Raw genomic sequence first — 12,511 nt, 5'->3', positions numbered from 1 at the left:
AACCAATAAAGTCGAATTATCAATGAAGTTTTAACTCAACATTGCTCTTTAATAAGTAACGTTCCATCTCCTGAACGAGTTTAAAGCACTGCTTTAAAAGACGTGCAAGAAGGAGACTTGCGCAGCAGTGCTGCTCAGGGAGAGGATTCTTTCGAAATTTAATCTCCCCTCTTGCGGAACAATGTTCTTCATCTTTAAGAAATAGGGGAATTCCCTCCTTTTTCAAAGGAGGGTGAGGGTGGATTAAATTTATTAAAAGAAAAAATAAGTCCTTATTGGGCAGCCGGTTTATCCGCTTTCTGCGCTCTTAACTGCGCCACCAGACTCTGCATATCTTCTGGCAATGGTGCTTCAATTGCTGGATAGCCCGGAATGTCCAGACGCATTGCATGTAAACACAAACGGCGTGGTTTTGGCCCACGATATTCTGTTTCATGACCATACTTTTCATCGCCTACTAGCGGATGACCAATACTCAAACCATGAACACGAATCTGATGGGTACGACCAGAAAGCGGAGATGCATACACCAGTGTGGCATGCATAAAACGTTCCTGCACATTCCACTGGGTTTTAGACTCTTTACCTTCTTTCGGGGACACGCAGACACGACGTTCACCATTGGCCAGCTCGTAACGATGTAAAGGTGCATCAATCAGCTGTTTATCCAGACTGACCTGCCCTTTTACTACAGCGGCATAGGTTTTTTTGATTTTATGTTCACGCAACATATCTTGTAATGTTTTCAACACGCTACGCTTTTTGGAAATCATCACCAGACCGGAAGTATCACGGTCAATCCGGTGAATCAGTTCCAGATACTTTTTACCGGTTGCTGCACGTAAGCCTTCAATCAGACCATAGGCCACACCGCTACCGCCATGCACGGCAATCCCGGATGGCTTATTCACGACCATCAGACCTTCATCTTCATAAATCACACGGGCCAATAAGCCTTGTGCCACTTTGTCGGAAACCGGTGCTGCAGATTCATCTTTTTGTTCATAGCGAATCGGCGCAACGCGAATCTGGTCACCGATTGCAAGTTTGGTTTCTGCTTTAATGCGTTTTTTATTAACGCGAACCTGGCCTTCACGAATCAGACGATAGATACGGCTTTTTGGCACACCTTTCAGACGACTAAACAAGAAATTATCGATGCGTTGTCCATCTTGATGTTCATCCACTTCAAACCAAGTGACGTTTTGCCATTGTTGCGTAGAATTCATACAGTTACTATGACCCAAAAAATACTAAAATTGATTAAAAACTGATCACTTAGGTTATGCTTTACACAAGAAACATAAGCTTAGCCCATAGGCAGATGATGCAAGGTTTGATATAGTCAGCGCACGGAAACCATCGTTTGTGAGTAAAAGTTGAATCATTTCAGATTTTTCTGAACTTGATTGTTCAATTAAAGACTCACATGATACGGGAAGGTCCCCAAAGAATTATGCCACGCCGAAGGCTTATTATATCGGCAAACAAAGCAAACTGTTGCGTTTAATTGTACCTCAGGTACATAAATCAGTTTGTCTTAAAAAATATGTCGCCAACTTTGTTGGTTTTTAAACGTAAACTGATACACATCAGATTAGTCGCAACCTGAAGACGACTTCAGGCTACAGCGTTGATGCATTGGATCTGCACAGTTTGTAAAGATACGACGACAATTCCGTATCAAGACACTTTCTATAAAGAAGGGATGATCTTCGAGCAATGTGACAGTGAAAGTTACACACATCCAATGCACCGCTCGTCCGCCAGTGAAGCGTTCAGGTGACTTTAATCCGTTTAAAGATTGAAGCCGTATTGCCATCATCAATACGTGAATCAAAAACCGAAGCCCATCTATATTAAATAGAGCTCGGTCATAAAAGACTCAAACCACAATGAAATTCATTGCAGATTTGAGCCATTGATCCGTGATGTGTGATGTTCGCTACGTGTATAGCGATTTTTTGCTGTGTATCACTATAAGGTGTTACACCCATGAAACGTATGTTGATTAATGCAACACATGCCGAAGAAATTCGCGTTGCACTTGTCACTGGTCAGCGTCTTTACGATTTTGATTTAGAAAATCGTACCCGTGAACAAAAAAAATCCAATATCTATAAAGGTCACGTGACTCGCGTTGAGCCTTCTTTAGAAGCTGTATTCGTTGAATACGGTGCAGGTCGCCAAGGCTTCCTGTCAATGCGTGAAATCGCAAATTCATATTACAAAGCCGATCCTCGCCAAACTTCGAATATCCGTGAACTGATCACTGAAGGCACCGAGCTTCTGGTTCAGGTGGAAAAAGAAGAGCGTGGTAATAAAGGCGCTGCCTTGTCTACTTTTATCTCACTTGCTGGCCGTTATTTGGTCTTGATGCCAAACAACCCGAAAGGTGGTGGTATCAGCCGTCAGATTTCTGGTTCAGTGCGTGAAGAACTGAAAGAAATGCTGGCAACACTGAACGTGCCACGTGGTATGAGTGTGATTGTGCGTACTGCCGGGATCGGTCGTTCACAAGAAGAATTGCAACTCGACTTACAGCACTTGTTAGACCTTTGGGCACAAATCCAGAGCACGGCAAGTTCAGGTCCATCGCCAATGTTGGTACATCAGGAAGCGGGCGTGGTAACACGTGCCATTCGTGACTACCTGCGTGATGATGTTGCTGAAATCCTGATTGACTCAGAACAAGCCTATAACGAAGCCTATAACTTCGTAAAAGCGGTAATGCCACGTCAGTTAGAAAAACTGAAAACTTATACCTTAAATGAACCTTTATTCGCGCATTTCGCGATTGAAAGTCAAATTCAAACCGCTTATGAACGTGAAGTAAAATTGCCTTCTGGCGGTTCGATCGTGATCGACCAAACTGAAGCTTTAGTGTCAATTGACATTAACTCAGCAAAATCGACTCGCGGTAGCGACGTTGAAGACACCGCGTTAAATACCAATATTGAAGCGGCAGAAGAAATCGCGCGTCAATTACGTTTACGTGATATCGGTGGTCTGGTGGTGATCGACTTCATCGACATGACTAAAGACCGCAACCAGCGTATGGTGGAAGCGAAGCTGCGTGAAGCGACGCAAAGTGACCGTGCCCGTATCCAGTTCGGTCAATTGTCACGTTTTGGTTTGATGGAAATGAGCCGTCAACGTCTGCGTCCTTCTCTTGAAGAAGCGACTGGCTACGTTTGCCCACGCTGCCATGGTACCGGCATGGTTCGTGATCTTCGTTCTTTATCACTTTCGATTATGCGTAAAGTGGAAGAGATCGCGTTACGTGAACGTCATGGTGAAGTTCAAGTCGAAGTTCCAGTCGAAATTGCTGCCTTCTTATTGAATGAAAAACGTCACACCTTGGTCTATTTAGAACAGACTTCAAATGTACGTGTCACTGTGCTGCCGCATCCGCATCTGGAAACACCGCATTATGAAATCACTTATAATGCCGAAGGCTTTGCACCAACCAGCTATGAACGTACTGAAGCAACTCGTTCAAGTGAAAAAGAGTTGGGCTATGAGTCATCTGAATGGCATTTAGAAGAAGAACAACATACGCATGCTGCTGCACCAGCGCCTGCTCAACAGCAAAACAACGGCAGAAACAATAAACGCCGTAACCAGCAAAACCAAAATGCACAGCAAGTACCTGTTGCGCAACAAGCTCCTGCCCAAGCACAAGTTGCTGCTCCTGCATCTAGCCCATGTGCCTGGTTAGAAAACCTCTTTGTTCAAAAACAGGCTGCGACTGTTGATCAATCGCGTACTGCCAACAATGCAGCTGCAGCAATTGAACAAATGATCAATGGCGGTGCGGTGAGCCGTGGTCAGTTCGGTCAATTGTCTGCACCGGTGGCACAACCTGCTCCACAGCAAGTATCTCAACCTGCTGCTCCGGCAAGCAGCAATGCTTACCTGGCACCATCGACTGTAGCGCAAAAACAGGAACGTGATGCTGAAAAACCGGCTGAACGTGATGAAAGAGCACCGCGTCATAACAACAAAAAACCACGTAATCCGAAGCACAAAGAACCGCGTGAGCAGGTTCAGTCTGAAGCTTCCGCTCCTCAGCAACATCAGGTGCATGAAGAAGTGGTTCAGGTATCTCGTCAAGAGCAACGTCATGAAGCACGTGAAAACAAGCGTAATTCTCGCCGTCAGCATCACAACGAGCCATCTCAGCAAAATGATGTTCAAAACAATGAACAACAGCCACAACAGGCAATGCCACGTCGTGACCGCCGTAACCAGCCACGTCAGGAACGTCCAAATCGCCACCGCGATCCAAGCGTGCTGAATGAGCAGGCTCAACAAGCAGCACCTGCAGTCGTTGAAGCTCCAGCAGTCAACGACAAGCAGCTTCGTGTTGAATTGGTTGATGCACCACGTCAAGTCGTGATGCCAACCGCTATGGTCGTGAATATTGACCAGGCAAAAAGCGAAATCGTGGCATTGAATGACAATGCTGCAGTTGCAACGCCAGCGGTTGAAGTTACTGCACTGGCAGATGCGCCAGTTGAAGAAGCCGCGGCTGAAAATGTAGTGGAAGCTGCACTGACAGCCCCTGTTGAAGAAGTTGTGCCAACTGAAGAATCAAGTGCTGAAAAACCACGTGCCAGCAACGATCCGCGTCAGCGTCGCCGTCAGCAGCGTGAAGGCCAGCCTCAACAGGCCACAGTTCAGAAGTTGACTCCGTCACAAGTACCAACATTGGGTCAGTTCACCATTGGTAGCCTGATTCGCCATGTTTATGGTGAAGACTGCTCCGTACTGATTGAACAGTTTGGTTTATTGCCAACCTTCAACCGTGCTCTAGAGAAGTTCACAAAAGAGTACAACGCGAGTCTGGTGGCTGCAGCATCGCCTGCCGCAGAGAAAAAACCGGTTACCCGTGATGTTCAAGTAACCGTAGCCAAGGTTGAAGCAGAGCCTGCTCCAGTTCTGGACCTGACTCCACCAAAACCGGTGTCGGACAAACGTGTCGCAAACGATCCACGTGAGCGTCGCCGTCTAGCTAAACAGGCTGCAGAACAGGCCCTACAACAAGCCAAGCAACAGGCTAAAGTAGAAACAGCTCCGGCAGTTGAAACTGCGCCAGAAGCACCTGTAGCAGCAGAAGCGCAAGCAGAGTCAGCTGAAGCAGCAGCAACTGAAACTCCAGTAGCCACTGAAGTAGCTATTGAAGAAACCGTAAATGCTCAGCCAGCTGAACAAGCCACTGAAACGACGGCACCAGTAGATGCAGCTCCTGCAGAAGAGACTCCAGTGACTGAAGCTCAACCTGAAGATGCTGCGCCAGTTGAAGCAAATGCTGAATCACAAGCTCCTGTTACAGAAGCCCAAGATCAGGCCGAAGTAACAACAGAAGACACTGAAGCCAGCGAAGCTGAAAAAGCGGAGAAACAGGCTGCTCGTCCACGTCGTCCACGTGGTCGTCCACCGAAAAAAGCCAATACTGCAACTGAATCATAATTTGCTCAATTGCAGTCATATAAAAAAACCTAGTCATTTCGGTGACTAGGTTTTTTTTGCTAGATTTAGTCAGAATAGGTTGATTGCACTAGTGTTTTAACGCTAAAAGATGGCTAGCTCGTCTACTGTATATAAATTGAACGTATCGGATACGAAAAATAAATAGGATTCTCATGACCCAAATGAAACCACACGATCTGATTGGGATTGCAGATGTCGCTGCCAAAATCCCGGCTTTCTTGACCAAAGTGCCCAATTTGCTCACTGGTCTAAGACAGGCATATTTACGTACTCCGAACACACCGGCCGGCCTGGGTCTGGCTTTTGAAAAAGCCACCAAGCGTAACCCGGAAGGCATTGCCTTGCGTTTTGAAGAGCAAAGCTATAGCTATGCTGCTCTCAATGCCTGGGCCAACCAGATTGCCCATTTCTATCTATCCTTGGGTGCCAAGAAAGGTGATGTCGTTGCCGTCATGGTCGAGAACCGTCCTGAACTGATTGCCAGTGTAATTGGTCTGGCCAAACTGGGTGTGACGACCGCTTTAGTGAATACCTCTCAAGTCGGCAAGGTGCTGACGCACAGTATCAATCTGGTCAAACCGATTGCCCTGATTGTCGGCGAAGAGTGCCGTCATGCAGTTAACGAGATTCGTAATGACCTGAATATTAGCAGTGACCGCCTGCACTGGTTTGCAGATCAAAACACTCAAGCCGATCCGGGTCAGGCGCCTGAAGGCTTTATCAACCTGGCTGAAAAAACCGATCTTGCTCCCAAATTCAATCCATCAACTACTCATTCGGTACAGGGCAAAGACGGGCTGTTCTATATTTACACCTCGGGCACCACGGGTCTACCTAAAGCGGTGATCTTTACCAATGGTCGCTGGACGCTGGCTTATGGCACCTATGGGCATGTGCTGAATCTCAATAAAGATGATGTGATGTACTGTACCCTGCCGCTTTATCATGCCACAGGCATGGTGGTGTGCTGGTGCGGTGTCATTGCAGGGAGCAGCACCCTGGCTATTCGCCGTAAATTTTCGACCTCTTCTTTCTGGAAGGATGTGCAAAAATTTGATGCCTCTGCGATTGGTTATGTCGGTGAGTTGTGCCGCTATCTGATGGATGCTCCCCCATCTGAACTGGAAAAAGGTCACCGCGTGACTAAGATGATTGGGAATGGCATACGCCCAAATATCTGGGATAAATTTAAATCCCGTTTTGGCATTCAGGAAGTGCTGGAACTGTATGCCTCTAGTGAAGGCAATGTCGGTTTTAGCAATATTTTCAATTTTGACAATACCGTCGGTTTCTCACCCACACCGTATGCGATTATTGCCTTTGATAAAGATAAAAATGAGCCGGTACGGGATGCCAAAGGCCATTGCAAACGGGTGAAAAAAGGCGAAACTGGTTTATTAATTGGTAAAATTACCCGCCGTTCACCCTTTGATGGCTATACCGATCCGGAAAAAAACAAGTCAGTCATCATGCAGGATGTATTTACCCAAGGTGATGCTTACTTCAATACCGGAGATCTGGTGCGCAATATCGGCTTCCGTCATGCGCAGTTTGTTGATCGTTTAGGCGAGACTTTCCGCTGGAAAGGTGAGAATGTTTCCACCACTGAAGTGGAAAACATGCTGACCGAGTATGACAAAATCGTTGAAGCGGTGGTGTATGGCGTAGAAATTCCCAATACCAATGGTCGTGCCGGTATGGCCGCGATTACCCTGCAACCCGATGTAAAATTGGATGATGCAGATTTAGCAGCCATGGCCGCTTGCTTTAAAAAATGCTTGCCGGCTTATGCGGTACCGGTATTTTTACGTATACAACAGCAGATTGAAACTACAGGTACCTTTAAATACCAGAAAAATAAATTGAAAGAGCAAGCATTTGATCCGAGTAAAACCGATGAACGCCTGCTGGTGTTATTGCCAGGTGCAACGGCATATTCCGAGCTCACCGCAGAGATTTTTGCCAATATTCAGGCTTATCAATATCGCTTCTAAGTACTGAAGTTGCCTATTTTTTGTTTAGATAAAGCATAATTGTTGTATTTATAATCAAACATGGGCAACTTTGTTATTTTTTGCTTGCGCTGAAATGAGATCTTGCTACAATACGCTCCATCAAACAAAGTGGTGCTTTAAGCTATTTAGCTTGACTTGCACTGCACATTCAAACCTGGTTTGAATGATGGTTCAGGGTCGTTAGCTCAGCTGGTAGAGCAGCGGACTTTTAATCCGTTGGTCCCGCGTTCGAATCGCGGACGACCCACCACTTATTTGATATTCCTTGATGGGTCGTTAGCTCAGCTGGTAGAGCAGCGGACTTTTAATCCGTTGGTCCCGCGTTCGAATCGCGGACGACCCACCATCTTCCGAAAGGATCACGTAAAAGTACACCACACTCTTGCGTCATAAAAATGGTCATCATTTTTATTCCTCAGGGTCGTTAGCTCAGCTGGTAGAGCAGCGGACTTTTAATCCGTTGGTCCCGCGTTCGAATCGCGGACGACCCACCATTCTTTCCTTAGAATGTTTCTCTGATTTACTTCATTATATTTTAATTAGATTACGATGTTTTGGTCGTGTATTTCTGCGCCTAGATTTTATGCTCACGCGTTCCCACCACTCGCCTTTATTGTCTAATCTAAATCGTATTTGAATTAAGCTTTCGACCAGATCAGCCAATTTTTATCAGGCATTATTTTTGAATATGAAAGGATGTGTCTTTGACCAGTTCATAGGCTTTTGAAGGTGCCGGATAACCGCGATCAAATAATTCCCGGTTGGTTCTTTCCTTTTCACTATAGATTTTTTCCAGATTCATGACCAAGTGATTTGAATCTTTAATCTTATAGTAAAAGCTCGCCCCTTCTTTGCGATTCACTACCACATCGGTACGTTCCGGATTGATAAACCAGCGGTCTTTACGGTAGGTGATATTGTGAGCCGTGCTGTTTTTGGTATTATCAATAAATACTTTGCCATACTGTAAAATGCTGCGATGCACCGTACCATCCGGCATCAGAGTCAAAATAAATTCTGCCTTGCCTTCAGTACAAGGCGCAAAGCGGCCATCACAGTCGATTTCAGTATGATAGCGGCCTATAAACGCCTTGGCATCCTCTGGTACAGTTGCCGGGTTTAAATCAGCTTCTGCCGGAAGAGTCGCCTGCCCTGCGACCTGAGTTAAGGATTTGGCACTGACGGTCACTACATCGGCCTTTGTATTGGCAGCGGAAATTTTAACACCTTCTTCTGAGGTCGCCTGACTTTCCTGTTCAGGTTTGACTTGCTGCTGATCACAAGCCTGCAAAATCACCATACTCCCCAACACCAGGCTACATTTAAAAAAACTGCTTAATGTACAACGGGATACATCCAATTTCATTTTTAATAAACCTAAATAGGAAAAATGGCGAGCAAAAAGCACACAGCAAAGCTGCTGAACTTTACACAAGAGTTCAATAGAATTTTCACTATGTTAGTAGCTCTTAGATCTGGTTTTAATCTTTATTAACATTACTTAACGATTTTATTTTTAATCAGCACTTTAAAAAGCTTAAGCAAACTCCATTTCTTTAAGTATGGATCTAGTTTTAGGATTCACACCTATTTTTAATCAGGAGATTTTAATGGCCAATGTTGGTTTATATCGCTCTAACCGCTCAAACATGATTGCAGGTGTGATGGGTGGTATTGCTGAACGTTTTGGTTGGAACGCAAATTTATTACGTCTAATTTTTGTGGTGATTTCAATCATGAGTGCCGCCTTCCCGGGTATTTTGGTTTATCTGGTGTTGTGGTTAATCATGCCGAAAAAACAGTACAGAATTGATCATGACAGCGTTCATCAACCTCAGGGCTATCAAAATCCTGTGCGTACAGTGAATCAGGATAAACGCTATTAAGCTGTACAGTCATTTTTAACAAGCGTTCTTAACCAGTTTCATCGCAGAGCTTCCTCTTTCACCCCGGTTAAATGGGATGAAATTTTGATGCCACGGTAATTTCCCCAAGTTATCGTGGCTTTTTTTGCCTATCTTTTATGATGACTGAGCTTTAGCCTCTCTGTTTATCTTTCAGATTGATTCAAGATCAACTGCATCCTGCGATTGATATAAAAAAATCTGCTTAAATATATTTTTAGCATTCACTTAACGTATTTTTAAGCTGTCGCTGATCGTAAAAAGTGTATGCTCTAAAAATAAAAAAGTATAAATTTCATATAGTCTAAAAATCATAGAAGCGTTAAATCATTTATGGATAAGATATTTCAGTTCATATCCCGACCGATCCAGAATTCTCCCTGGAAAATGACATTTAACCTCGCGCTTGCACCTTTGATCATCGCTGTAATTTTATTCCCTTATGCGCTATTTCATGAAGTCAGTTATGGGGTTTTCTCCATTTTCAAGAGTCTGTTTGCAGCGCTTTTTATTAGCTTTTTTGTCTGCCTGACTTACTGGGTGATGGTCTTTCCTTTTCTATTAGTGACTCACCTGCTGCTATGCCATTATCAGCTGTTTAATATCATCACGATTTTAATGAGCTGCGTACTGGGAACCCTGATTCTGGCTTATATCTCGCATCCTCCAAGTGAAAATTTTAGTTCCCATTTTTTGTTTCTGCTGTGTTTTTCCCTGCCGATGGCACTATTTTACAGTTTTCTCAGCTGGCAAGCTGACCAGAGTTGATCACGCCCTGCCTGTTAACTTCTGTTTTAATCCGGTTTTAAGCTTTCATTTTAAAATGATTCAGCTCCTGATTGAGTGCGGCAATCATGTCTGCCCGGCTGATAATTCCCACCAATTTCTGCTCGCTCACCACCGGAATATAGTTGAAGGAACGCTCGACAAAATATGGCACCAGATCCTGAATGGGTTGTAAAGGCTGCACTGTGATCACCTTACGGGTCATGATATGTTTGACCTGATGTTCCCAGCTACTGCGCACATCGGCAGCGCGCTTGAACCATTCCACCACCTGATACATTGCCAGTGTACCGACCAGTTGTTCATCGGCATTAACGACGGGCAGGCTCATCAGGTTCATCTGTTTGAACTTGTCCAGTGCGTGCTGAATATCATCATTTTCATGCAGGGTTGCCACATCCTTGGTCATAATATCCTGGCAGCTAAATTCATGCACTGCACGCGCATTGGCGCGGTTTTGTGCCTCCATAATGATTTTTTGCAGGTCATATTCACTGATGTCCAGCAGCTCGGTGCGCTGATCCAGCACTTCCTGAATATCCTGAGGTTGAATGGTGACTTTCTGGGTCGGCGTCGGATCCTTGGAACGGGTATTTAACTGGGCTTGCTGTGGATAATCCTTGCCAATCATCCGGTTAAAGACAATCGCAATCACCATGAGCAGAATTGAATTGAGCAGCACCGGATAAAATACAAAGGCATAACCCAGTTCATGCACCGGCTGGCCACCCAGCACTGCGGTAATGGCCACGGCGCCACTCGGTGGATGCAGGGAATCTGTGGTCATCATCAGGACAATCGCCAAGGCCACGGCGACACTAAAGGCTTCGGTCGGACTGGCAATTAACAAGGCACAGCTCACGCCAATCACCGCAGCAATGGTATTGCCGACCAGAATATTCCAGGGCTGTGCCAGAGGACTGGCAGGCACTGCAAACAGCAATACCGAGGATGCGCCCATCGGGGCAATATACCAGGCTTCAAAATCCCCCAGAATCCATAAACTCAACAAAGACGAAACCACCAAACCCAATAGTGCTCCAACTCCGCAGAGCAAACGGTCTTTGAGTGGAAGGACTTTGAAATTTGGTTTTAAGGTATTGAGCCAGTCGAGATGGGAATGAAACACAGTGCGCCTGATCTTATTGTTTGTAGATTTTGGGCATTATAGAACCAAGCCCGATGAAAGGCATCTGTGTTTTACATCTTTTCATCATTCGCGAATGCAGGCTTTTTAAAATAATATTTCACTCAGATTAAAACATTCATTCGGCTTTTTATAGAATGATCACTTTATTACCGGTAGTCATTTGTATGGAAAAATCCTTTCTAACCTTCTGCTTAAATCGTTGTTCAAATTTTTTTAAAACAGCTTAATGGCTCATTTCAGGTTGAATCAGTGGCTGGATTTTTAACAGTTCGACCTCACCATAATAGGTTGAAAATGCCACATCTCCGGCATCGACTCCAGTACCGATCCGAATGAGATTTTCGACCGGAGCCAAACGGGTCGGATCAAACTGCACCCAGCCACCGTCTAAATACGCTTCAAAAATAGCATGAAAATCGGGTAAAAACTTTTCAATTTCCACATAACCGACCACCATGCGTGCCGGAATTCCCAAAGCACGGCACAGCGCAATGCCCAAATGGGCAAAGTCACGACATACGCCTGCACGATGCACCAGTACATCTGTGGCAGTGGTAAATTGGTCGGAACTGCCAGATACATAAAAAATATTGTTATAAATCCACTGTTCAATGGCTTTGACCCGCGTATAGCCCGGTGTCATCCAGCCAAATGAGCGTTTCGCCATTTCCAGCAATAAATCCGAATTGCAGTAACGGCTGGCCAGCAAATAAGGCAATACTTCATCGGGCAGCTCAGGAATGGCCACTTCTTTTAGACCCTGCTGAAGTTCCAGAGAGAGGCTCGGATGACGGACTACTGTCGCCGTATAATTCAGCTCAAAAGTTTCACAGGGTTCGACCTGTAGCCGAACATGTCGATTTTGATGCTGGGCATCCTGAAATTCATGCCATGCTACGGGCAGATTAAAGCTGAGTTGTTCTTCAAGAATCTTCTGATCGGAATGATGTGCCGCCTGAAGCATAAAAATAAATTCTGTCGGTTGCACGACCTTGTATTTTAAATGGCATTGAATTTGGTAAGTGGTCATGAAGTTCCTTATTTTTAAGCGTTATTATATTGCGTGAATATTAAACTAATTTGAGGATCGCAATCGTATGAGATCCGTTGAACTTTATGACTCTCCAGTTAACAGCATGCCATATATCAGATTTATTCCT

8 protein-coding genes and 3 tRNA genes are annotated in these 12,511 nt (G+C 45.0%); 7 read left to right on the top strand and 4 right to left on the bottom strand.

The window, feature by feature from the left end; genetic code table 11:
• Positions 1–272: 272 nt before the first annotated feature.
• The gene (locus F995_RS13700; RefSeq protein WP_004278531.1) at positions 273–1,229 is read right to left on the bottom strand and encodes an RluA family pseudouridine synthase; all 957 of its coding nucleotides are present in this window, start codon (positions 1,227–1,229) and stop codon (positions 273–275) included.
• A 766-nt stretch (positions 1,230–1,995) separates the two neighbouring features.
• Here F995_RS13700 and F995_RS13695 point away from each other — a divergent pair.
• The 5 genes from F995_RS13695 to F995_RS13675 all read left to right on the top strand — a co-directional run bounded on the left by F995_RS13695 (position 1,996) and on the right by F995_RS13675 (position 8,005).
• Positions 1,996–5,475, top strand: a complete 3,480-nt coding sequence (locus F995_RS13695) for an Rne/Rng family ribonuclease (protein ID WP_004647360.1) — start codon at positions 1,996–1,998, stop codon at positions 5,473–5,475.
• Between the two features lie 173 nt (positions 5,476–5,648).
• The gene (locus F995_RS13690; protein WP_004647359.1) at positions 5,649–7,490 is read left to right on the top strand and encodes a long-chain-acyl-CoA synthetase; all 1,842 of its coding nucleotides are present in this window, start codon (positions 5,649–5,651) and stop codon (positions 7,488–7,490) included.
• Positions 7,491–7,685: 195 nt separating this feature from the next.
• A tRNA-Lys gene (locus tag F995_RS13685) sits at positions 7,686–7,761 on the top strand.
• A gap of 20 nt (positions 7,762–7,781) precedes the next feature.
• Positions 7,782–7,857, top strand: a tRNA-Lys gene (locus F995_RS13680).
• 72 nt (positions 7,858–7,929) lie between these two features.
• Positions 7,930–8,005: transfer RNA gene (locus F995_RS13675), tRNA-Lys, on the top strand.
• A gap of 182 nt (positions 8,006–8,187) precedes the next feature.
• Here the strand turns inward: F995_RS13675 and F995_RS13670 are convergent.
• On the bottom strand, positions 8,188–8,877 hold the full coding sequence (locus tag F995_RS13670) for a hypothetical protein (RefSeq protein ID WP_004647358.1): 690 nt from the start codon (positions 8,875–8,877) through the stop codon (positions 8,188–8,190).
• Positions 8,878–9,121: 244 nt separating this feature from the next.
• Here F995_RS13670 and F995_RS13665 point away from each other — a divergent pair, with 244 nt between their 5' ends.
• Together F995_RS13665 and F995_RS13660 are read left to right on the top strand one after the other, a co-directional pair.
• Positions 9,122–9,397: a PspC domain-containing protein gene (locus F995_RS13665; RefSeq protein ID WP_004278536.1), complete on the top strand. Its 276-nt coding sequence runs from the start codon at positions 9,122–9,124 to the stop codon at positions 9,395–9,397.
• 405 nt (positions 9,398–9,802) lie between these two features.
• Complete coding sequence (locus F995_RS13660) at positions 9,803–10,183, top strand: hypothetical protein (protein ID WP_004278537.1); 381 nt, start codon at positions 9,803–9,805, stop codon at positions 10,181–10,183.
• 37 nt (positions 10,184–10,220) lie between these two features.
• Here F995_RS13660 and F995_RS13655 read toward each other — a convergent pair whose 3' ends face one another.
• Together F995_RS13655 and F995_RS13650 are read right to left on the bottom strand one after the other, a co-directional pair.
• Positions 10,221–11,330, bottom strand: a complete 1,110-nt coding sequence (locus tag F995_RS13655) for an HPP family protein (RefSeq protein ID WP_004278539.1) — start codon at positions 11,328–11,330, stop codon at positions 10,221–10,223.
• A 244-nt stretch (positions 11,331–11,574) separates the two neighbouring features.
• Complete coding sequence (locus F995_RS13650; protein ID WP_004278541.1) at positions 11,575–12,381, bottom strand: transglutaminase-like domain-containing protein; 807 nt, start codon at positions 12,379–12,381, stop codon at positions 11,575–11,577.
• Positions 12,382–12,511 lie beyond the last annotated feature (130 nt).

Origin of the sequence: Acinetobacter sp. CIP A162 (genome assembly GCF_000367905.1) — a bacterium.
In the GTDB taxonomy this organism is placed as follows: Bacteria; Pseudomonadota; Gammaproteobacteria; order Pseudomonadales; family Moraxellaceae; genus Acinetobacter; species Acinetobacter lwoffii.
Note: the sequence above shows the minus strand (reverse complement) of the source record. Positions and strands in the feature narration are given on the sequence as shown.